General features: G+C 40.7%; 22 protein-coding genes and 2 pseudogenes. 11 read left to right on the top strand and 13 right to left on the bottom strand.

From position 1 onward, the window contains the following. Window positions 1–6: 6 nt before the first annotated feature. Window positions 7–249 carry a hypothetical protein gene (locus tag WN948_RS10545; RefSeq protein WP_342304161.1) on the bottom strand — a complete coding sequence of 81 codons (243 nt, stop codon included), beginning with the start codon at window positions 247–249 and terminating at the stop codon, window positions 7–9. A 498-nt stretch (window positions 250–747) separates the two neighbouring features. Here WN948_RS10545 and WN948_RS10540 point away from each other — a divergent pair. Both WN948_RS10540 and WN948_RS10535 read left to right on the top strand, forming a co-directional pair. Continuing rightward, window positions 748–1769: pseudogene (locus tag WN948_RS10540) on the top strand (IS630 family transposase). 176 nt (window positions 1770–1945) lie between these two features. Beyond that, a complete protein-coding gene (locus WN948_RS10535) occupies window positions 1946–3556 on the top strand; it encodes a PAS domain-containing sensor histidine kinase (protein WP_342304160.1) in 1611 nt (536 codons plus the stop codon). 336 nt (window positions 3557–3892) lie between these two features. Here the strand turns inward: WN948_RS10535 and WN948_RS10530 are convergent, their stop codons facing one another. Together WN948_RS10530 and WN948_RS10525 are read right to left on the bottom strand one after the other, a co-directional pair. Continuing rightward, window positions 3893–5635, bottom strand: a complete 1743-nt coding sequence (locus tag WN948_RS10530; protein ID WP_342304159.1) for a sensor histidine kinase — start codon at window positions 5633–5635, stop codon at window positions 3893–3895. A 17-nt stretch (window positions 5636–5652) separates the two neighbouring features. Next, window positions 5653–6168: a response regulator gene (locus WN948_RS10525; protein ID WP_342304158.1), complete on the bottom strand. Its 516-nt coding sequence runs from the start codon at window positions 6166–6168 to the stop codon at window positions 5653–5655. 151 nt (window positions 6169–6319) lie between these two features. Between WN948_RS10525 and WN948_RS10520 the strand changes: the two genes are divergently transcribed. After that, entirely contained in the window at window positions 6320–6601 is a 282-nt protein-coding gene (locus WN948_RS10520) for a MarR family transcriptional regulator (protein ID WP_342304157.1), read from the top strand. Here WN948_RS10520 and WN948_RS10515 read toward each other — a convergent pair. The 10 genes and pseudogenes from WN948_RS10515 to WN948_RS10470 form a co-directional block, all read right to left on the bottom strand. Then, entirely contained in the window at window positions 6598–7242 is a 645-nt protein-coding gene (locus WN948_RS10515; protein ID WP_342304156.1) for a sensor domain-containing protein, read from the bottom strand. The genes WN948_RS10520 and WN948_RS10515 overlap by 4 nt on opposite strands. An 86-nt stretch (window positions 7243–7328) precedes the next feature. Next, complete coding sequence (locus tag WN948_RS10510; RefSeq protein ID WP_342304155.1) at window positions 7329–7568, bottom strand: PLDc N-terminal domain-containing protein; 240 nt, start codon at window positions 7566–7568, stop codon at window positions 7329–7331. 58 nt (window positions 7569–7626) lie between these two features. Beyond that, window positions 7627–8841 (bottom strand): ABC transporter permease, encoded by a 1215-nt coding sequence (locus WN948_RS10505; protein ID WP_342304154.1) that lies wholly within the window; start codon window positions 8839–8841, stop codon window positions 7627–7629. 10 nt (window positions 8842–8851) lie between these two features. Further along, window positions 8852–10087 (bottom strand): hypothetical protein, encoded by a 1236-nt coding sequence (locus WN948_RS10500; protein WP_342304153.1) that lies wholly within the window; start codon window positions 10085–10087, stop codon window positions 8852–8854. A gap of 12 nt (window positions 10088–10099) precedes the next feature. Further along, a complete protein-coding gene (locus WN948_RS10495) occupies window positions 10100–10801 on the bottom strand; it encodes an ABC transporter ATP-binding protein (RefSeq protein WP_342304152.1) in 702 nt (233 codons plus the stop codon). A 160-nt stretch (window positions 10802–10961) separates the two neighbouring features. Next, the gene (locus tag WN948_RS10490; RefSeq protein ID WP_342304151.1) at window positions 10962–12176 is read right to left on the bottom strand and encodes an ABC transporter permease; all 1215 of its coding nucleotides are present in this window, start codon (window positions 12174–12176) and stop codon (window positions 10962–10964) included. Between the two features lie 2 nt (window positions 12177–12178). After that, on the bottom strand, window positions 12179–13393 hold the full coding sequence (locus tag WN948_RS10485) for an ABC transporter permease (protein ID WP_342304150.1): 1215 nt from the start codon (window positions 13391–13393) through the stop codon (window positions 12179–12181). A gap of 15 nt (window positions 13394–13408) precedes the next feature. Further along, window positions 13409–14641, bottom strand: a complete 1233-nt coding sequence (locus WN948_RS10480; protein WP_342304149.1) for a COG1361 S-layer family protein — start codon at window positions 14639–14641, stop codon at window positions 13409–13411. Between the two features lie 19 nt (window positions 14642–14660). Beyond that, window positions 14661–15374 carry an ABC transporter ATP-binding protein gene (locus tag WN948_RS10475; RefSeq protein ID WP_342304148.1) on the bottom strand — a complete coding sequence of 238 codons (714 nt, stop codon included), beginning with the start codon at window positions 15372–15374 and terminating at the stop codon, window positions 14661–14663. A 151-nt stretch (window positions 15375–15525) separates the two neighbouring features. Then, window positions 15526–15867: pseudogene (locus WN948_RS10470) on the bottom strand (NAD(P)H-dependent oxidoreductase); the annotation flags it as partial. Between the two features lie 229 nt (window positions 15868–16096). Here WN948_RS10470 and WN948_RS10465 point away from each other — a divergent pair. The 8 genes from WN948_RS10465 to WN948_RS10430 all read left to right on the top strand — a co-directional run bounded on the left by WN948_RS10465 (window position 16097) and on the right by WN948_RS10430 (window position 22004). Next, window positions 16097–16483: a hypothetical protein gene (locus tag WN948_RS10465; protein WP_342304147.1), complete on the top strand. Its 387-nt coding sequence runs from the start codon at window positions 16097–16099 to the stop codon at window positions 16481–16483. 24 nt (window positions 16484–16507) lie between these two features. Then, a complete protein-coding gene (locus tag WN948_RS10460) occupies window positions 16508–16714 on the top strand; it encodes a helix-turn-helix transcriptional regulator (protein ID WP_342304146.1) in 207 nt (68 codons plus the stop codon). Window positions 16715–16724: 10 nt separating this feature from the next. Then, window positions 16725–16868, top strand: a complete 144-nt coding sequence (locus WN948_RS10455) for a hypothetical protein (protein ID WP_342304145.1) — start codon at window positions 16725–16727, stop codon at window positions 16866–16868. 109 nt (window positions 16869–16977) lie between these two features. Continuing rightward, on the top strand, window positions 16978–17601 hold the full coding sequence (locus tag WN948_RS10450) for a Yip1 family protein (RefSeq protein WP_342304144.1): 624 nt from the start codon (window positions 16978–16980) through the stop codon (window positions 17599–17601). Further along, window positions 17598–18878 carry a hypothetical protein gene (locus WN948_RS10445; RefSeq protein WP_342304143.1) on the top strand — a complete coding sequence of 427 codons (1281 nt, stop codon included), beginning with the start codon at window positions 17598–17600 and terminating at the stop codon, window positions 18876–18878. The genes WN948_RS10450 and WN948_RS10445 overlap by 4 nt, the downstream gene beginning before the upstream one ends. An 11-nt stretch (window positions 18879–18889) precedes the next feature. Further along, complete coding sequence (locus WN948_RS10440; RefSeq protein ID WP_342304142.1) at window positions 18890–19567, top strand: ABC transporter ATP-binding protein; 678 nt, start codon at window positions 18890–18892, stop codon at window positions 19565–19567. After that, the gene (locus WN948_RS10435) at window positions 19564–20745 is read left to right on the top strand and encodes an ABC transporter permease (RefSeq protein WP_342304141.1); all 1182 of its coding nucleotides are present in this window, start codon (window positions 19564–19566) and stop codon (window positions 20743–20745) included. Before WN948_RS10440 ends, WN948_RS10435 begins: the two co-directional genes overlap by 4 nt. A gap of 155 nt (window positions 20746–20900) precedes the next feature. Next, on the top strand, window positions 20901–22004 hold the full coding sequence (locus WN948_RS10430; RefSeq protein ID WP_342304140.1) for a hypothetical protein: 1104 nt from the start codon (window positions 20901–20903) through the stop codon (window positions 22002–22004). Window positions 22005–22011 lie beyond the last annotated feature (7 nt).

Here is a 22011-nt window from a genome sequence, read left to right as displayed (position 1 = left end):
AAGAAATTACTCAAAAAGAGAAGAATACGGCAGCATGATGAATAATAACAAGACTGCGGAGTTAATGTTCCTGATGCTGGCTATTGCCCAGTTTGCAATAGCTGCATGATATTCTACAAAACTATCAGGAAACGAACTGCAATTCGGGTTACATTTTATAATCGGAGTGCAAGCCTTGGTTGCATCGATTCTTTTCTTCGGGGAAGGGCTGAAAACAGCAACTACATCCATGTAGCGACCAGGATTCACCCCCGACCCCACATTTTGCTGAAGAGAGATGCACGTGCCTTTTTCATCCTTTTCTAGAGGGATATGGGAAACATTAAATAGTATCCTAATTAACCTAGAAAATGTAGCTCTTGAAGAAGGTAAATATTGGACTGCGTTTACAAATCACACTCTCAGAATAAAAGATACATCGATTTTGGCCTGATCTTTGACTAGTAAATCATCAGAAACTTGATATTCAACCTGTCCTATATTATACTGCAGTGAATGTATAGGCGTATACTTGTATTTTCGTCTCCCAACCTCGGCGTACTGTTTTTTTCAAATATCAATAAAATATGTAAACAAATACATATTACATGAATATTCACTGCCGCATAAATATTTATATATCAGCCCCCGAAATATTATAACGGGGAATTTTACTAAATTAAAGACTGGTTTCATTGGGCTACAGACATCCCCATATTTATAGTTATTAACCAAACTATTAATACTAATTGAGTATAACAATACTGTATGGCTAAACCCGAACAAATTCCGATAAAGCATCATCTTTCATCAGAAGAATTGCTTAAACATATTAAGTCATTAGAGAAAGACACACGAGTTCTACAACGTTTATATTTTGTTAAACATCGTTATGAAGGAGCTTCTGTTAATGAAGCAGCTAAACTTGTAGGGATATCAAAACCCGTTGCATATCAATGGCAAGAGCGGTGGAATCAAGACGGATATGAAGGATTAAAGCCTAGGTTTTCAGGAGGATGTCCTTCCAAACTCACTGATGATCAAAAAGAAAAACTAAGGGACATGTTACATGAAAGAGATGATTGGTCTACAAAAGAAGTTCAGGAACTCATTTATAATGAATTTAAGGTTCAATACACCATTAAGCAAATACTAGTGATCTTGAAGAAGTTTGGCATGCATCATGCCAAACCATATGCGCATGATTATCGAAGACCACAAAATGCAGAAGATTGTTTAAAAAAAACTTACCGTTAATCGATGATGATTGCGTTATCGGATTTCTTGATGAATCATCTCCCCAAACAACATCAAATACGGTTCGTTTATGGTCTTTCAATAAACCTGCCATCTTCAAAAACACAACCAGGATAAAAGCAAACTCCTTCGGTTTTTATGCATTGAATGGTAATTCTGTTATTGATTTCAAAGAACATTCAACCAAGGAGGATGTATGTTCGTTTTTATCAGCTGTTAAAAACAATAACATGGGAGAGAGAATCGTAATTATTCTCGACAATTTTAGATCACATCGAGCAAAATATACAGTGGAATTTGCACAGGCAAATGATATTGAATTGGTCTATTTACCTCCATATTCACCCGACTTGAATCCAATCGAATTCATCTGGAAAAGTGTCAAAAGAATTATTTCTCGCAATTTTGTGAAAGATCTGGATCATATGAAAAATCTGATTGCTGAGGCGTTTATTGATTGTTCATCAAAGATTAGCTTCGCAAGAAAATGGATTGAGACATTTCTGGATGATAAGTTAAAAATGTTAAGTTAGTAACTATAATTCATTGTCTTTATGTGCAGGAGATTAAGAACACATGGAAGTTCATCTACCCTCATATTTGGTCGCTGTTTAGACCATTCCGACCACAAATCTCATTAACAATAAAGCAAAGGTACGGAATATAATATAACACATAAATATAATAATGCGTGGCGGTTAGTCAAAAAATGAAAGCAGAAGACCATAGCTCAAAAAAAGAACCTTATAATGACGAATGTCAGAAGGAAATAAGGGAACTTAAAGAAAAAACAAAAGAGCTATGTGCCAGATTAGAAACAGCCGAATCTAAAGCAAAAGAAATAGAAGAGTTTTACACTGAAAGACTCAATAACCTTAATGACGTACTTTTTTCTGTGGATACAGATGGCTATTTCACATATATTAACCCTGTAATCAAAAATATAACCGGCTATGAAATAGAAGATGTCCTTGGGACTCATTTTACAAAACATGTTCATCCTGACGATATCCGCGGACTGCTTGAAGATATTGAAAAAACAGTTTCTGGAGAGCATAAACCTTATATGTTCAGGATAGTCAAAAAAGATGGCTCAATAAGTTACGTACATACAACATCCCGCCCCATAATCAAAAATGGAGAGTTCATAGGCATTAACGGACTTATGGTCGATATAGCCAGATTGAAACAAATAGAATTCAAACTCAAAGAAGAGAGAGACAGGGCGCAAAAATATCTTGACATTGTGGGAGTTATCATTTTTGCCATGGATAGAGAAGGTAAGATCAAACTAGTTAACAAAAAGGGCGGGGAACTGTTTGGATGTTCCGAATTAGATCTTATTTCGAAGAACTGGTTTGAGATGTCAGTTCCTGAAAAGCTTCAGGAAAAAGCTAAAAGTGACTATTCAAAAATGATGGACGGAAAAATAAAACTTCGCCCTTATTTTGAGGCTCCCAGCTACATCAAAAACCAAACGAAAATCTTTGCATGGCATAACATCCTGCTAAAAGATGAAGATGGGAACATTGCAGGAGTACTGGCATCTGGGGAAGACATCACTGATCGAAGAAATGCCGAAGAAGCACTTGTTTTTGCTAAATTGATATCCGACAACGCATATCGTACTAAAAGACAATTCCTTGCCAATGTCAGCCATGAACTAAGGACACCCCTGAACCTTATAATCGGATATTCTGACCTTCTTTACGAAGAGTATGCCGGGCCCACAAATGAAGGGCAGAAACAATACATCGATGTTATCAAACAAAGCGGTAACCGCTTACTCCTTCTAGTCAACTCCATGATAGAGCTATCTGCTGTTGAAGAAGGAAACAAGGAACTTGAAGTAAAAGAGTTTTCTATTCCTGCGATAATCGAAGATGTAAAGAACTCAACATTGCCAATGGCAAAAAAGAAGAAAATAAACCTGGAATTCAAGCTTGAAGAAGATATAAAGACCATAAATGCTGATGAAAATAAAATAAAAACAGTTCTTTATAACCTTATAAGCAACGCAATAAAGTTTACCCCCGAATCCGGAGATATCAAAGTCAGTGTGTCAAAGGATAAGCAAATGTTAAAAGCGTCTATTAAAGACACAGGTATTGGCATGGAAAGATATGATATGGATAAATTGTTCCAGCCATTCTCACAAATTGATTCCTCACTCACCCGGAAATTTGAAGGAGCGGGTCTTGGACTCATAATTGTGAAAGAATTCGTGGAAATGCATGGTGGAAGCATTCAGGTTGAAAGCGAGATTAACAATGGAAGTAATTTTACTTTAATGATCCCGATGTTCCCGGGAGAACAGTAAATATCCTTTGGTCAAATAACCTTGAACTTAACTGCAGTTCCGTAAGCAAGTAACTCAGCTGCACCGGCTATTCTGGGAAGTTGTGAACCTCACATTGACAACTACATCAGCACCATTTTCTTTGCGTTCTTTATCACGCGATCAAATGCCTCTTTTCTTGCCTGCGAGCATGGCAGAATAAGCTTTAAACTCCCCACCAACGATTTTTACAGGCCAGTTGCAATCCTACTTATGATATATTTAGAATGTGTAGTGTTACCGAACACCACATCGATAATCTCAAGTTCTTTTTTACCGATACAATCGGTTGTTGCTACGATTATTCATGTACCATTATTATTGTTTTTTCAATGTGAAAACAAAAACACTTCCTTTACCTAATTCACTCTGTACCGTTATCGTTCCACCTTGGCCTTCTATAATTCCTTTGACAATTGACAGGCCAAGGCCAGTTCCTCCAACCTTACGAGTGGACGTACTGTCTATCTGGTAAAATTTATCGAATATCCTTTCAAGCTCCTCAGGACCCATTCCAATGCCGTTGTCACTTACGGTTATTTTTACACCGTCATCAGCATCATCAACATCAATTGTGACTATACTATTATTATTACTGAATTTTACAGCGTTGTTCAAAAGATTCACAAATACCTGAACAAGTTTGTCTTTATCAGTATTGATTAGAGAAAGATTATCAGGAACATTTACTATGATACTCATGTCTTTCTCCCTGATGATAGTGTCAAGCACCTCAAGAGAAACGTTTATAGCATCCTCAATATCAACCGGTTCCCTGAGAAATTTCATGCGGTTGGATTCAATTCGGGAAACATCAAGAAGGTCATCAACCATCCGGGATTGACGATCGATGTTCCTTATGATAATATCAAGCATTTGACGCCTTAGAGAAACATCACATACATCGTCCTCTCGCAGGAATTCACTTGATGTTCGCATTGCAGTCAGCGGAGTTTTAAGCTCATGAGAAACAATTGATAGGAATTCAGTCTTTAACCTGTCAAGCTCCTTGAGCTTTTTGTTTGCTCCACGTAGTGAATCATTTGACTCCTTGAGTTCCTGGGTCTTGTCATCAACCTCCTTTTCAAGACTCTTACTCCAGTTGAATAAAATGATAACAACGAATGAGCTAACAAAGATGATAAAAAAAACTGAAACAGCAACCACAATGAACAATTTCAGGTAAACCGATACAATTAGCCGGTCTACTTCAGAAGAGGGACTGGTAAGCGCCAGTGACCATTTCTGATTATACCAGTTTATGGGAGAATAGGATACAAGCCGTTCCTCAACTACACTATGATTATCGAAAACAAGATACTTACCACTTCCATCCGTCCCATTCACCTGTTCTGAAATAATATCAAGTAATCCCGAAGAATCCGAACCTAAAATTTCAGCATAGATGGTACCTCTTTCATGTTTCCCTGACTCATCATAGAGCAACCTTCCCCGGTCATCAAGAAGATATGCATAACTTGATGAATTGGACTCTACCACATACTGGTCCTTAAGGTCAGATTCCCGTATAATAGCAATGAAAGCTCCTCTGAAATCATCTCCTTCATAAATAGGGACCCATATAAAAGAACCATAATTGCCTTCCATAAGCTTTAAGGGGACTGTAATATAGACCTCTTTGCTTTCCTTTATGCGTTCAAAGGCACGAGCCTGGTCATCCTCGTAAAGATTGAAACCAATGGGTACATGTTCTTCAGGATAACCTGAAACGATTGTCCCGTTCTCTGAGACATATTCCACCACGTAGAACATTCCTGCAACATCATAGACACTTTTAAGATCTGATGCAAAATTATCAGGCGGCACACCAGTGTCCTTTTTTGCAATAACCTCTAGTAACAAAACCTTCTCATTGAGGGATCTTTCTATATTGTCAGATATCTGCTGGGTTAACAACAGTTGCTGGTTCTGGTGTTGTTCCTCAACAACTGATCTTACCTCCAGATTGGTCTTCATCCAGAGGAAGACTATGGAACTTATCAAAAGCAAGACTACTACAGCAAAGAGAATTAGATTCCATCTGCTTTTTCCGTTCCACATAGATCAATTAAAAATAATTATATATCCTGATTTCTTCTCAGGATCATTTTTATGCGTGCTTTCAATTCTTTAAGGTTGAATGGCTTGGTCACATAGTCATCTGCACCAAGTTCAATTCCTTCAACCTTGTCATCGACCTCTCCACGTGCTGTGAGCATTATGACAGGAATGTGATTATATGTTGCATCGGATTTCAGTTGTCTGCAGACTTCAAAACCATCAATTCCAGGAATCATAAGATCAAGCAATATAACATCAGGTATTTCAGAATGTACCTTCTCTATAGCCTCATACCCGTCTTTTGCCTCTACAATGTTATATCCTTCGGCTTCTAATGCTACTTTCAGAGCCAACAGTGCATCCATCTCATCATCCACGATGAGGATCTTTTGCCGTATATCCGACATGGTTCTTAACGTATCCTCAACAAGCGACATGGAAACTGACAATTGGTCTGAGATTTCCCCGGTAGTTATCCCAGGGATCTCTTCCAGAAGTGAAAGAATCTTCTCGTTAATGTTTTCTGAATGCATGATAATTCTACCTGAAACAAGCTCATAAAATATAGAAGAATTATATTATTAAAACCTTTCCAAATATGAAAGAGTTTCTGTTTTTGTAAACAACTTGTCCAATAAAAGAAAATCTTATAAGCCATAACAGAATAGTTGAATAAGATAATAAATGGATACGCTGGAAGAGATTTTTGGAAAGACGGCCCAGATGACAGTTCTGAAGAACCTTATTGCACACAAGGAAGAATCAACATATCTTTCAGGGATTGCAGACGAGACAGGATTGTCACACTCCAGTGTTGCAAGGGTTATAACACCACTCATAAGGAGTGGTATTGTTATCGAAAAACCCCTTGGTAAACAGATAAGGACATTCCGGTTGAATCTTGATAATGAAAAAACAAGCCTTATACTTGAGTTTTATAGCAACCTCAACAAGATAAAAGATTAAGAGTTCATTTCTTCGACCAAACTAACGTCTGCCTGTTTTTCATAGCCACTTAACATCCTTTTAGCAAAGCTTCCTGAGATATGCGCCAGCAGATTCAGCACATGCATGGATGCCAGCCCCACAAATATCCCGGAAATAGAAACAAGAATGGCTTCCTGTAAGCTACTGGCAAAGCTCTCACCCACAAGATAAAGAATTGGATTAATTAACATCCCTAATGTCAAAGATACCAAAAATGCCATAACTACAAGCGAGAATATCCCCAATGGGAACTTTACTAACAGAAATAAGAGAGCCTTCCAGGTAACCGGACTCTTTACCCTGTATAAAGCTCTGCCAAGAATACTTTTTTCATTAACAGGTTTCAGCGACATGGAAGGAATATCAATACCCAATAACCATATTGCCATCTGGCGTTCAAATGATGCGATCTCCCACCATGCAAGAAAAACAAGCACAAGTACAGGAATGCCTATCCAGACAAGTAAAAGCCCGAAGCCCAGTGACAGACCGGTCACCAGAAATACGAAATAAGCAGTTCCCAATGGGAATGAGAATAGCAGATATAGAATATTCATGTAGGTCTGCTTCTTATAAGCAACCATTACAAATTCCCTAAGAGCGGTCTCTATTTCAGCCATTTGTTTGCCTCGTTTTTATCATAGGTAGATACCTTATATGCCCTGAAGTGCTTTGATATTATCTGATGTGTACTGCATACTGAGATTTACCTGCCATATTCTTCTATTCGTTTTGGCCTTCTTACAAAGAAGTAGACAAGTGCACCTAACAGATTAGTAAAGATAATAACAATTACCCAAATCAGCTTATCGTTTCCCTCAGAGGGTTCTTTCATAGCGCAATCAATAAGCATCCACAGCCAGAACAAAGTTCCAAGTATCCCTATTCCAAAGAAAAGGAAGAACATGATAAATGGAATTATCACAAATACAAATTCATCAAACATCTTATTTTATCCTCCATTATCCTGTTATTCCTATTGATTATTCCAATACCTCTTTAATTTACTCATGTCGAAGAGCCTCTACCGGATTCATCCTGGCAGCTTTGTTGGCGGGATATATACCTGCAAGCAAACCAACCACCAACGACACCAGCATACCTATCAGGATCATATCCACCGGAAATACATAAGGAAGACCCATTGCATTGTCTGCAAGATAGGCACCAGCCACACCAAGGCCAATTCCCAGTACACCACCAAACAGCCCTACAACTATGGATTCCACCATGAAAAGGGACAGTATTTCATAGTTCTTATACCCGAGGGACTTCATAATACCGATCTCACCTGTCCTTTCAGTAACTGTCACCAGCATGATATTCATTATTCCGATAGAGCCCACGATAAGAGATATTAAAGCAACTGACGTGAGCAGTGAGCTCAGAGCAGTTGATAACTGGCCAACCTCCTCCAGTATTTCACCTTGGTCCATAAGAGAATATGGTTTGGCATCTTCATTATCAAGGTCTCTGAAAGGAACACCAAGATCCCTGGCAAGTCTCTTATCAAGCTCATTTGTGACATCCCCTATAGACTCCAGGCTCGTGGCCGCTGCAAAGAATCCCCAGTAATAGTCCTGATCCATAATCTCATTCATAGTTGAGATCGGAATGAAGATCCTTTCGTCCGGTTCTATACCACTTTGCACGAATGTTGTTTCAGGGCTGTCCACGATACCCTTCACTTTGAACTGCTTTGTAATGGTCTCGCCATCCGGTCTTGTAAATGTAAGTTCAATAGTATTCTTGTTAGATATCTTGCGGTCGAACTTGTCATAAGCAACATCATGACCGATAACTGCCACATACTTGTCCTTATCGTCGATGAATGTTCCACTTTCCATCTGGATATTGCCTACTTCCTCATAATCCTCTGAAACACCCTGGATAGTAATTTGCCGCATGGTGGAAATATACTTTACCTGGGCTACTTCCTGACTCAAAGGAGATACACCCACGATACCCGGTGTATTTTTCACAAGCTCCATTTCGTCATCATGAAATAAATTAGAGGTCTTGCCTTCGACTATAATGAAATTGTTTCCTACTGAACCTATCTCTTCGGTAAAGTACTGGTTGAAACTGGCACCCAGTGATACATTGGCAATGACCGCAGCCACACCTATGACAATACCAAGTGTTGTCAATGCAGATCTCATTTTTGAGCTGCTAATGCTTGCTATTGCCATCCTGAAGGAATGTTTCAGACTCAGCATAATGTTCACCTTAGTTGTTCTGCTTCCTGCGCTTCATGAATATAACTGCAGGAATTCCAAGCAATACTGCAAGTCCGATACCTACCGTTGCAAGGTTTCCACTATTTCCCTCTGCTTCATTTACGAGTTTCAATTCACGGACAGCAACTTCGGTATTGTGCTCATTTATACCATTCCTGTAATCGACCGTGATGGTTACCGGAACTGATGATTCCTGAATGTCAGATTTTGCATCCACCTCTATGGTAAAGAGTTCATCAGAATCCATTGAACCGACAAAGTATTCCTCCGGAGAGAAATCAATTCCATCTGCACTCAGTTTCACACTTACAGAACTGAGGGTATTGGGATGCATATTGGCAACGTCGAATTCAAGAGTACCCTCACCATTTAGAAGTTCCATTGGTTTTGAAGGTATAACCTTCACAGATGCGGAATCAACCTTTACAGGAATTCTCCAGTTATTGTTGTAGGTATGGGAATTGCCTACCATTGCGAAATCCAGATAGTAGGTACCATCCTTTGCATCATCTGTCAGCTCAATATTGTAACTTAGAGTTATGGAATCACCCGGACCAATAACGCCGGAACCTACATAACTGTCACTTGTTACATCGATACCTTCGACACCTTTGAGAACACCGGACTGAACACGTGCGTTGGTATCATAGTCCACATCATCAATGGTCACCGAACTTTCAGTTGCCGTGTTTGCGAGAGTGAAGCTTACAGTGCCAACATCCCCCGGCATAAACACAACCGGATCACAGGATATCCCTCTAAGCTCTATAGTTCCTTTACTGTCAAATGTATTTGAACCTACTTTCAGATCAAAGGAGGACTTGTACCATGAGCCTCCTGTGTATATCTGATAATAGACATCAACCGTACCGGTGCCTACCTTTGAATTCTCATCCACATACAGGCGATATTCATGGACTGCTGCATCCTCAGGAGAGAGTATACCTATAAATTCCACTGCATTGTTCTGCGAATCAAGTGAAAATGGGTATTCAGGCTCCATCTTTAAGGAAACTGCATCTGCACGACCATAGCCGACATTCTCTATTTTCACGCTCACATCAACATATTCACCGATCTGTGCCGGGAATGGATCGTACTCAATTATATTAACCTTCATTGTAGCAGCAGATGCTGCTGAAACAGGTGCTATGAAAGAAGTACTCAACATAGCAACACAAAGTAAAATGTAAAAATTTTTCTGGACAACACTATTAATTTTCATTCAAAACCACCCTCAATTATTCCCGATATAGCCATCTTTGACGTAGACCACCCTGTCTACATACTGCTCCATTTCAGGATCATGTGTGATCATCACTATGGTACGCCCTTTTTTGTGAAGGTCTGAAAATATATTCATGATCTCTGCACTTGTCTTTGAATCCAGGTTTCCTGTGGGCTCATCGGCAAGTATCAATGAAGGATCATTTACCAATGACCGGGCGATTGCAACCCTCTGCCTTTGCCCTCCAGACAATTCCGGCGGTCGGTGGCCCATACGATCATCAAGACCTACGAGTTTTAGCAGGTCTTTGCCCCGCTGGACTGTATCCACTCCATTCTTTGCATTGGAATAAGTGGGCAGCATTACATTCTCATAGGCACTCAAACGTGGGATCAGATTAAAATTCTGGAAAACAAAACCAATCTCAAAACCCCGAAGTTCTGCAAGTTCGTTATCGGAAATGGAACTTATATCATTCCCCATAAGTACGACCTTGCCCCCGGTGGGCCTGTCAAGACAGCCAATCATATTCATCAGGGTACTTTTTCCAGAACCGGAAGGACCCATAATCGCAACAAATTCTCCTTTTTTGATACACAGATCTATCCCATGCAGGATAGGTACTTCCATATCGCCAAGGAAATAACTCTTTTTCAAATCAGAGATATTAATGACATTAACCTCATCTGAACCATTATTGTAATCAACCACTTGAGCTCACCTCTAATTGTACCAACTTGACTATTTATCGTCAAGTCAGACAATGCGAAGCAAATACTTAAACCTTTCGATATATAGTCTGGTTTGTATATCAAAAATGTTTACTGACTATAAACAACTAAAAAAGATATCGGAAAATTCAGCACACGATTCATCCGTGCCGAAGAGCTTCCACAGGATCTAGGTTTGCAGCTTTGTTAGCAGGATACACACCAGCCACCAGTCCAACAAGCACAGATACAAAGAAACCCAGGAATATAAGATAGAACGGGAATACTGGAGGAATATTCAAAGACACTTCCACAACATAAGATCCGACCAGGCCCAGAAGTGTTCCAAGTATACCCCCGATCACCCCGACTATAATTGACTCTACAATGAAAAGCATAAGAATACCGGACCTTGTAAATCCCAGTGATTTCAGCAGACCGATCTCCCGGGTTCTTTCAGTAACAGTAACAAGCATGATGTTCATTATGCCTATAGACCCTACAATAAGAGCTACAACCGCTACAAGTGTAATCAATATGGTCAGCGAATCTGAAAGAGTATCCAGTTGCTCAATTATCTCCGCCTGGTTGAAAATGCGGTAGGGTTTTGCATCATCGTTATCCAGATCTCTGGAAGATACACCCAATGATCTTGCCAGACGCTTGTCAACCTCATCAGAGACTTCCCTCACAGATTCGGCACTTCCTGTATTCGCAGAAAAACCACCATAATCAGTGACATTGAGCATTTCGTTCAATGTAGCTATAGGGATGAATATAGTGGCATCACGATCAGGACCACCCGTTACAAAGGTATTATCCTCACTTTCAAGTATGCCTTTTACCCGGAATTTGCGGGTCACACTTGTTCCATCCTGCCGTTTGATAGTTATATCCACATAATTTTTGATGGAGATATCCTTTTCAAATTTATCCTCTGCAACATCTTTGCCAAGAATCGCTACAAATTTGTCTTTATCTGTGAAGAAATTACCCTCTTCCACCAGCAGATTGGATATATACTGTGCATCCTCAGACACACCCTGTACATCAACCTGCCTCGTAGCTGATCGGTATGTAACGGCTGCTGTTTGTTGGTTGAATGGAGAAACTCCATCTATTCCAGGAGTATTTCGGATAAGTTCCAGTTCACTATCATAGAAAATATTAACATCCTGACTGTATATGATTATAAAATTAGAACCAAGAGAACCCAGCTCATCTGTAAAATACTGGTTGAAACTTGCACCAAGGGAAACATTAGCCACAACTGCAGCGACACCTATTATGATACCAAGGGCTGTAAGGGTTGAACGCAGTTTCGCACTGCTTATACTGCCAAGAGCAATTGTGAATGCATGCCTTAGATCGATCATGATCACTCCTTCCTCAAAGCTTCAACCGGATCCATACGTGCAGCCTTCCTCGCAGGATAAACACCTGCTACGAGTCCTACGAGAAGAGAAACAAAAAAACCAAGGAATATAAGACTTAGAGGAAATATGTTTGGAAGGTCAAGAAAACTATTTGCTATCGTAGCTGTACCCATCCCAAGAGCAGTACCGAAGATTCCACCTATGAGACCTACTATCATTGATTCAATTATAAAGAGAGAAAGAACATCCTTTTCACTGAATCCAAGAGATTTCAACAGACCGATCTCCCGGGTCCTTTCCGCAACTGTCACAAGCATGATATTCATTATTCCAATTGAACCCACTAGCAATGATATGAGAGCAACTGATGTCAGGAGCGATGTGAGGGCTGTAGAAAGCTGGTTGGTCTGTTCTAAAATTTCGATCTGGTCAAAGACAACGTAGGGTTTTGCATCATCATTGTCCAAGTCCCTGCCCGGAACTCCTAAACTGCGTGCAAGACGTCTGTCTATCTCATCACCAGTCTCCCGAACGATCTCCAGACTTTGGGCCTTTACGAAAAAACCTCCGTAATCATCCCTGTCAAGTATCTCATTCATCGTGTCTATTGGGATGAAGATACGAACTTCCGATTCCACCCCTGTTTGTGCAAAAGTTGTTTCAGGGTCCTGAATTACCCCTTTGACAATGAAGGACTGAGTAACAACACCACCGTCTTCTCTTCTGAACGTAATATCGATAGGATTCTTGATAGATATATTCTTATCAAACTTTTCATAGGCGACATCAGCACCTATTACTGCAACATAGCGGTCCTTATCTGTGAGAAATGTTCCCGAATCCAGATTGAAGTTCGCCACTTCATCATAGTCCTCCGTAACCCCCTGGATATCGATCTGCCTTGAGACAGACATGTAAGTAACCTTTGCCATCTGCTGGTTTATAGGAGAAACACCATCCACCCCTGGAGTGGTACGGATAATTTCCAGCTCTTTATCAAAGAATACATCGATGTTCTGACTGTAAATTACAATAAAATTCGAGCCTACTGCTCCTATCTCATCATTGAAATACTGATTGAAACTGGCTCCCAGTGAAACATTAGCTATCACTGCTGCTACACCTATGATAATTCCAAGGGTAGTGAGAGCAGACCTAAGTTTGGAACTGCCGATGCTACCCAGTGAGATCCTTATAGCCTGAGCCAGACTTAACATATAAAGTGCATCCAGTTACTCTTTTTTCATCCTGCGCTTGTAAAGGATGTAAGCACCTGCGCCCACAACGATCAGTAGGAGCACTACTATGTAGATACCGGAACCACTGTCGTTTTCAACTACGTTGTGTTTCAATTGCCGAGTATCGATCTGTTGAGTATGTTCATTCAGACCATTCCTGAACTCTGCATAAATGACAAGGTCAGCAGGGAACGACAAGTCTTCTGCCACAGCTTTTGCGTTGAGCTCAATAGTAAAGAGTTCATCAGGGTCCATGGAACCAATAAAATACTCTGCCGGAGAAAATTCAATACCTTCCGCTTCCAGTTGAACACTCACAGATGAGAGCATATTCGGATGGATGTTAGCAACATCGAATTCGAGTACTCCTTCACCATTCTCAAGTACCAGTGGCTTTGAAGGGATGACCCTGACAGATGACGAATCGACCTTTACGGGAATTCTCCAGTTGTTATTGTATGAATGGGAACTGCCTACAATGGAAAAATCGAGATAGTACGTTCCATCCGGAGTGCCTTCATCGACTTCCACGTTGTATGTCAGGTCCACTGATTCACCCGGACCGATGACACCATTTCCATAATAAGTACTTGTAGTAACTTTGATTCCTTCAACACCATCAAGAGATGCAGATTGTATTCTTGCATTGGTGTCATACTGCTCTCCGTCAATAGTTATGGAGTAATCAGTGGCACTGTTCTGAAGTGTGAATGAAATTGTACCGGTATCACCAGGCATGAAAACCTCAGGTTCTTTCACAGGATCTCCTGATAGCTGTATGGTACCCTTACTGTCGAAACTGTCAGAACCGACCCTTATCTCAAATTCCTTCTTGAACCAGGTACCACTGTTATCTTCCTGATACCATACTTCAAAAGTACCGATGCCCTGTTTTGCTGCTGTGTCAGTAAAGAGCCTGAATTCTTCAACAGCAGCATTGTCAGGAGTCAGTATCCCTATATTGACCTGTGAATTTGTGCTACTGTCTATGGAAAACGGATAATCAGGAACCATTCTTACGGAGAGACCTTCGGCTTTTGCATATCCCAAGTTCTCCACTTTGACCCATACACTCACATATTCCCCAATCTCTGCAGGAATCGGGTCGTACTTAAGAATGCTCACTCTAAGGTCTGCACCATCTGCGGCAGATGCATTCAATGGCATCATAAATGATACAATTAATAATATTAACATAATTAAAAGCGGTTTCTTTTTCCCAAACATAACCTATCCTCCGTTTTCCTCAATTATTACCAATAACTCCGTCTTTCAGATAGACGACCCTGTCTGCATATTCTGCCAGGTCAGGGTCGTGTGTGATCATAACTATTGTCCTTCCCTTTTTATGAAGATCAGAGAATATTCCCATTACCTCTTCACCGGTCTTCGAATCCAGATTACCTGTAGGTTCATCTGCAAGAATGAGAGAGGGATCATTAATTAATGCCCTTGCTATTGCAATCCTCTGCTGTTGTCCACCGGACATTTCAGATGGTTTATAGTTAATGCGATCAGTAAGCCCTACTAGTTCAACAAGCTCCTTTGCCTTTTTTCTGGCATCAATGCCTGCTTTTTTGTTAGCGTAAGTTGGAAGTTCGACATTCTGGAGAGTTGTAAGTCGTGGAACAAGGTTGAAATTCTGGAAAACAAAACCTATCTCAAGACCCCGCAGTTTTGCAAGGTCAGGGTCTGAGAGTGTGTTCACATCCTTCCCCATGACAACTACCTTACCACAGTTTGGCCTGTCCAGACAACCTATCATATTCATCAATGTGCTTTTACCCGAACCGGAAGGACCCATTATAGCAACGAACTCACCCTGCTTGACACTAAGATCTATACTTTTGAGTATGGGCACATCCATGTCCCCTACATGATAACTCTTACAAAGATCAACGAGTTCAATTACGGGGACAGCATCCCGTATCGGTGGACTATTGTCATTATTCCCAACCATAATTCATTCCCCGAGTTTAAGCGTTCTTAAACAACCAGCACATAATATTGATAGCAATAGCGGATTTATCAATTCAAACTAACTTTAGGCTGAACTTATAAAAAGGTTATTTACAGACTGATGTTTTCATTACATTTGCCGGGTTCTTAATTCAGAAATGTTTGTTTTTTATAAAATGATTCACCACCCCACCTGCAAAGAAAACACCATCCACTGCAACTTCGCTCTTTGACCAGATGCCTCCGGCCCTGTCAAGAAAAGCACGCATTTGTGCAGCCATCATTCCGAACCTTGTTGGTGTGCCAAAAATAATGGCATCTGCTTCGCTGAGATTCTCGACAGTTGCAACAGGAATATGCTCAAAACTCTTTTTGGATTCTGTTGCTCCCATCTTTTCAAGGACGTCAGAAGTAAAGGTTTCCTGTATTTGGTATAAGCCTACATCTGCACCGTCCACTTCCCTTGCAACTTCAAACACTGCTTTAGCCATCTTGTAGTTGTGACCTTACAAACTGTAAAAAATAACATTTATTTTCATAATCCCCACTTGTTTGAATGTCTATGCTGAGAAAACTAACAACCTGTTATATGAGGAAACTACAGACTAAATAATTTCCCAGTTGTCCGGATGAAACATAATTTTAAATACTTGATGTTAGATATACATCACATAATAAGCTTAATATCTAATATAATGTTAGAATTAAATTTGGAGTGATTTTATGGAAAAATACATCAAACTCAGTTACACACTAGCCTTTGTACTCATCATGGCCGGAATCATACTAGTTGCAATGTTTGCGGACTACCAGCAGGGTGGTATCAGCCTGATAAATATCGGAGCTATCATCCTCTTTGTCACGTTCATTGGAGCAAAACGATATCGTAATGGACCTGTAAAAGATGAAAGAACAATCAAAATCGGAGCTTACGGACTGTCATACTCATGGTTGATAACATTTATTTTAATAACTCTGCTTTTCTGGGTAGAGGAATTTGGGATAGCCCAAATGACGGTCAAGCAGATACTGGCAATACTTATGTTCACAATGATTGTCACCGCAAAGGGCATCCAGTGGTACCTCTTCAGGAAAGGATACATTGAATAAATAACAATATGCAGGGCTGATTGAATGAAAACGAGGATCAAGGAACTCAGAGCCAGATATGACCTGACCCAGGAGGACCTTGCTAACAAAGTTGGTGTCAGGCGCGAAACCATTGGTTTTCTGGAAAAAGGGAAATACAATCCCTCACTAAAACTGGCATATAAGGTTTCAGAAGTCCTTGAAACAACAATTGATGAGTTGTTCATCTTTGACGAATCGGATCTTGAGTAAGCGGGAGACAATGATGGAAGCAAAAACAAAAATATGGCTTGCAGAAGATGGGAAACCTATCATCGACGAAGACAAGGTTGCACTTCGAAAAGCCTGTGCGAAGATGGACATATCTTACAAACACGCCTGGAATGTGCTGAATAAAATCAATTAGAATAAACTATAAATATTCCAGAATGCATAATGTACTTGACTAAATATCGACAGATTCGATTATTTACAAAACGACTTGCAGATTTACGACTTCATAGGATGTGGAAAGGATGTTGGAAGTATTAACTAACCCAAACAGGTTTTTCAATAGAAAGATCAATCAGGATATCGAGTGGAAGAATCCACTAATTATAGTAGGCTTATTGGCAGTGGTAGGAGCCATTAGTGCTTATGTAGCAGTGATGAAAGTAATGGAATTCCTCCCGAATGAAGCGGCAGCTTTTGCAGGTATTGGAGCGGTAGTTGCAGTAATAGGAGCCATAATTGGTACTATCATCACATGGATATTATACAGTGCAGTGTTCTATATTGTCTCGTTGATCTTCCACGGTGAAGGTGATTTCAAAAGAGTGATGGAATTCGTTTCCTATGGACTGATTCCAAGTATAGCTGGTGGCATAATAAACCTCTATTTCACGAACAAGGTCTTTTCAAATATTGATTTTAGTATGACAGACCCTGAGTTGTTGCAGGAAGCGATATTATCAGACCCCTCCATGAGAATTGCGGGGATACTCGGAGTCATCTTTTTGCTATGGAGTGCTAATATCTGGGTATTCGGACTCCTGTACTCAAGAAATCTCAGCCTTAAGAATGCAGCAATGACCGTGGGAATTCCGGTATTAATATATGTAGTTTACACATTGTTAAACCTAAAACTCCTTGGTGTATGATAGTGAAAAATATGATCAAAATATTCGTTCTGGCTATGATACTTCTGGCCACTTTTTCATTTAGCGGGTCTGCAACTACAGAGATCAGACCTACACTAACCCTTGATTACGATATCGAACCTGAGGTATTCATGCCTGGTGACATGGGAACTATCACAGTCACCCTTGAGAACATGGCAACCGGAGAGATATATGTTGAAGAGGATGAAGAGACACTGGATATGAATGCATATATTGCCAGTGCAAGTCTTGATGGCAACAGTGGTCTGGAGATACTTGATAAGAGTTATACCGATGTCGGACTACTTGGTCCGGGAGATACTCTGAAACTCACATTCAATATCAAAGTCAAGGAGAATGCTACAAACGGTGTGCATTTCATGGACCTTATAATAGTTGGTGGCAGCAACATGTATGACCTTAACTACCGCATACCTGTAAAAGTGGACGACAGGAATGTCAAGGTAATATTGTCCAATTTCCCTTCAACCCTGATGAACGAGGTTTCCACAGTAAGCGTTGATGTAGTTAACAGAAGACCAAACGACATCACAAGTGTCATTGTAACACCATATGCAGAAGGTATGACATTCAGTCCGTCAGATTATTTTGTTGGCAGCATCCGGGAAGGAAACAAGTCAACTGCCACATTCACCCTGAACACAATGACCAGCGAAGAAGGATACAGTGAAGTCTCATTCTCAGCCTCCTATTTCAACGGGGACAATCTACATAACTCCGATACGGCAGCTAAGGATGTAAGAATAATAAAACAATCACCACTTGTGTTCACCGGTATTGAGATCGAAAAGGCAGGTAACAAATACACCATCTCAGGTGACCTGAACAACTTTGGCATTACGGATGCAAAGAATGTGATGGTATCAATAGATGATGTCGATGGTGTGGAACCCATGCAGCCCTATGCCAATTATTTCATCGGTACTCTGGAAGCAGATGACTTCAGCAGCTTTGACCTCAGTGCTCAGGTAACGTCAGGGAACATTTCTGCTATACCAGTACTCATCGAATTCCGTGACCCGGACAATGCTTACACTGCTATTTCCCAGGAAATATCAATGGAAGCAGGAAACACCTATTCAAACAGCGAGGATGAAGGAAGCTCACTGGGGACCTGGTTAATTGCAGGACTAATTGCTATTGGTATTGTAGCTGTTATAGGATACTCATGGAAAAAACGCAGGGATGAAGAAAATGAAGAAGAGGATGGGGAAGAAAACAACGAAATTCCCGACGAGGATTCCTCCCTTGAATAAGCGGTGCTTACATGCAACATCCCATAGTACAACTGCAAGATGTAGCCCGCATATACACTCTCGGAAAGAACAAGATATATGCCCTTAACGGAGTCAGCTTTTCAATTGAAAAAGGTGACTTTGTCACAATTATGGGATCATCCGGCTCTGGTAAAAGTACTCTTTTGAATATGATCGGCTGCCTTGATCTTCCCACATCCGGTAAAGTGAAGGTCAATAATGTAGACCTGTCTAAACTGGATGATGATGGCCTTACAGCCATCCGTAGAAACAATATAGGTTTTATTTTCCAGCAATTCAACCTCATACCGACCCTTACAGCCTTGGAGAATGTTGAGATTCCTATGATATTCAATGGAGCATCCACTGAGAAAAGAAGGAAAAAAGCTCTTGAGGCACTAAAAAAAGCAGATCTTCCACTGGAATTTGCAGATCACAAACCAAATGAGATGTCCGGTGGACAACAGCAGAGGGTCGCAATTGCAAGGGCACTGGCAAACGACCCACCAATACTGCTTGCAGACGAGCCTACAGGAAACCTGGATACTAAGACCGGACACAACATAATGGAATTGTTAAAGGAACTCAATGGTACAGGAACGACTGTTATCGTAGTCACGCACGACCCTAAACTGGAAGAATATTCCCACACAACCATAAATATACAGGATGGGGAGGTTTTGGAATGAAAATAAAGCATCCCAACGTGCTCAAAAACAACATGTATGCCGAACTGGCAAAAAGGAACCTCAAACGGCAGTCAGTACGTACAATACTCGCAGCTATCGGCATCATAATAGGGGTTATTGCAATATCTTCAATGGGAATCCTTGGTAACAGCCTGAAACTCTCGGTCACTGATTCATTTGCAGATATCGGAGACAAACTCGTAGTTTCCCCTGCTCCGGGAGAGGATTCTATCACTGACAAGCAGATCGACCAGATGCAAAAGGTAGGGAACATTGAAAGTATAATCCCCGTGGCATCCAGTGGAGAGCTGGTCGAGTATAGAAACGGTGGAAGCACTGTACAGTCGTTCGTTGCAGTTTACAATATTGAAAGAGATGATCTTGAAAAACTTGTTGAGCTGGAAGAAGGACGTTATTTCAAATCAGGGTCAACAGATTGTGTTGTCGGCTCAAGTGTGGCCAGTAACCTGGAACTTAGCCCCGGGCAGAAAATAGAGATAGACGACTCGAAGTTAAGAGTTGTCGGAATACTCAAGGAAAGAGGACTTGGATTCGACATCAACACAGATAGTGGTGTTTTCACTTCCTCGGAAATGTATGATAAATTATATCCTAATGCCGATGAAGGTTATGATCAGGCCATTGTAATTGTAAAAGATATAGACGAGATCGATGCTGTTTCAGATGAAATTGAAGAGCGTATCAACAAGAAAGACGAACTTGTCACGGTATTTGCTACAAATGTAATAACTGAAAGCCTTGATGATGTTTTCAGGTCCATTTCACTTTTCCTCATGGGCATAGGTTCAATATCACTGCTCGTAGCAGGTGTGAGCATACTTAATGTTATGCTCATGTCAACCATGGAGCGCACAAAAGAGATAGGTATCATGAAAGCCGTGGGTGCTTCAAGGAAAGACATACTGAAGATGTTCCTGCTTGAGGCATTGTTCCTTGGAGTAATCGCCAGCACAGCAGGAGCAATGCTCACAGTTGGCGGCAGCTATCTGGTAATGCTACTGGTAGTGAAGGACACTTCATACCTGTTCACATTTTCCAGCATGCTATACGTAATGGAAGGTTTCTTCTTCGGTATTGCAACAAGCCTTGTAGGCGGCATGTACCCTGCATTGAAGGCTTCAAGAATGAAGCCACTGGACGCATTGAGATATGAATGATGCACATATGCAGGTGTGCATTCATCATTTCACGTCCTGATAATACTGTCATTTTCCAGCCTCAAAAAAGCAAGTTCGAAAAAGATATCAATTGAGTTCACAGATTGCTATAAATAGTATCAAAAATAACTTTATTTAAATACAGGAGCCATGATATGAGATCTGCTTTTTTGTCCCTGACAGCTATCCTACTGATAATAACCCTTACAAGCCCTTCTTTTGCAATAGATTGTGCATCAGATACCTACGATATTGGCATCATCGACATCTACTCGGATCTTGAGACATGTGACATAACATTGCACAGCTCTGAACAGGTCAGCGGGATGGAACTTGAGGTCTACATTGAACATGAAGGCAGCATGCTGGACAGGAAATCTTTTACCATAGACAGTATCTCACCCGGCTCAGATATAATTAAAGCATTTGAGTGGAACACCGACAACAAAGGTGATGGAAAATACACTGTAAAGAGCATTATCTCAAAAGATGGATGCACCATCCATGAGAATATACATCATTTTGTTAACGGAAGGCAGACCATACCAAGGATCACAGTTGATGATCTGGTACCCAACTCGCAGGGTTTCAGTGTAATGATAACACCGCAGAAAGCTGTGCTCGTTGATGTAGAATACATGCTTATGGACGGTTCTGATGTGATCTATTCGGGTACTGAGAAAAAGATATCTGTACACACGCAGCCAATGGAAGTAAGTAAGGACTGGAACGTGCTGCTTGAGAACAATAAGGAGTACATCGGAAGGGTCAAAGTCAAAATGTACTCACCTTCTGTGAATTATATTGCCCTTACCGAGGATTTCATGGCAACAGATGATGTCTTTATCAGTGACACATATGAAGATGATATTGGAGCCAGTGCAACCATTGACGGTATATCGCAGGTCCCTTTTACTGGCACAGTTAGATTTACAGTATCAAAGCAGGAAGACAATAGTGAAACTGTAATTGAATCCGTTATAAAGAAGTCACCCGTCCTTCTCAATGGAGACGATGAAACTGTTGAAACAATATGGGACGAGCGTCTCACCAGCGGGGTATATGCACTTGTGATTGAAGTTATCGGCAATGACGGGGACACACTTGATGTTGAAGAAAGCATCATCGAATCGGACTATGAACCTTCAGCTGAACCGACTAACACAACTACTGAAGATGCAGAGCAATCTCCCGGGTTCATGATTCCTGCCACCCTGGCCATCATTGTAATTACTGCAGCAGTATTCAGGCGAGAATAACATCGAA

This window comes from Methanolobus sp. ZRKC5, assembly GCF_038446525.1.
Lineage (GTDB): Archaea > Halobacteriota > Methanosarcinia > Methanosarcinales > Methanosarcinaceae > Methanolobus.
The sequence above is the reverse complement of the archived record's forward strand: the minus strand, read 5'-3'. Positions and strand labels throughout refer to the sequence as shown.

Coding starts and splice junctions, on each gene's coding strand:
- WN948_RS10525 (WP_342304158.1), bottom strand. CDS start 6,168: ATGCATTCAGAAAACATTAACGAGAAGATTCTTTCACTTCTGGAAGAG.
- WN948_RS10475 (WP_342304148.1), bottom strand. CDS start 15,374: ATGGTTGGGAATAATGACAATAGTCCACCGATACGGGATGCTGTCCCC.
- WN948_RS10530 (WP_342304159.1), bottom strand. CDS start 5,635: ATGTGGAACGGAAAAAGCAGATGGAATCTAATTCTCTTTGCTGTAGTA.
- WN948_RS10480 (WP_342304149.1), bottom strand. CDS start 14,641: ATGTTTGGGAAAAAGAAACCGCTTTTAATTATGTTAATATTATTAATT.
- WN948_RS10435 (WP_342304141.1), top strand. CDS start 19,564: ATGAAAATAAAGCATCCCAACGTGCTCAAAAACAACATGTATGCCGAA.
- WN948_RS10445 (WP_342304143.1), top strand. CDS start 17,598: ATGATAGTGAAAAATATGATCAAAATATTCGTTCTGGCTATGATACTT.
- WN948_RS10515 (WP_342304156.1), bottom strand. CDS start 7,242: ATGGCTGAAATAGAGACCGCTCTTAGGGAATTTGTAATGGTTGCTTAT.
- WN948_RS10460 (WP_342304146.1), top strand. CDS start 16,508: ATGAAAACGAGGATCAAGGAACTCAGAGCCAGATATGACCTGACCCAG.
- WN948_RS10510 (WP_342304155.1), bottom strand. CDS start 7,568: ATGTTTGATGAATTTGTATTTGTGATAATTCCATTTATCATGTTCTTC.
- WN948_RS10485 (WP_342304150.1), bottom strand. CDS start 13,393: ATGTTAAGTCTGGCTCAGGCTATAAGGATCTCACTGGGTAGCATCGGC.
- WN948_RS10465 (WP_342304147.1), top strand. CDS start 16,097: ATGGAAAAATACATCAAACTCAGTTACACACTAGCCTTTGTACTCATC.
- WN948_RS10430 (WP_342304140.1), top strand. CDS start 20,901: ATGAGATCTGCTTTTTTGTCCCTGACAGCTATCCTACTGATAATAACC.
- WN948_RS10505 (WP_342304154.1), bottom strand. CDS start 8,841: ATGCTGAGTCTGAAACATTCCTTCAGGATGGCAATAGCAAGCATTAGC.
- WN948_RS10500 (WP_342304153.1), bottom strand. CDS start 10,087: ATGAAAATTAATAGTGTTGTCCAGAAAAATTTTTACATTTTACTTTGT.
- WN948_RS10535 (WP_342304160.1), top strand. CDS start 1,946: ATGAAAGCAGAAGACCATAGCTCAAAAAAAGAACCTTATAATGACGAA.
- WN948_RS10520 (WP_342304157.1), top strand. CDS start 6,320: ATGGATACGCTGGAAGAGATTTTTGGAAAGACGGCCCAGATGACAGTT.
- WN948_RS10440 (WP_342304142.1), top strand. CDS start 18,890: ATGCAACATCCCATAGTACAACTGCAAGATGTAGCCCGCATATACACT.
- WN948_RS10490 (WP_342304151.1), bottom strand. CDS start 12,176: ATGATCGATCTAAGGCATGCATTCACAATTGCTCTTGGCAGTATAAGC.
- WN948_RS10450 (WP_342304144.1), top strand. CDS start 16,978: ATGTTGGAAGTATTAACTAACCCAAACAGGTTTTTCAATAGAAAGATC.
- WN948_RS10455 (WP_342304145.1), top strand. CDS start 16,725: ATGATGGAAGCAAAAACAAAAATATGGCTTGCAGAAGATGGGAAACCT.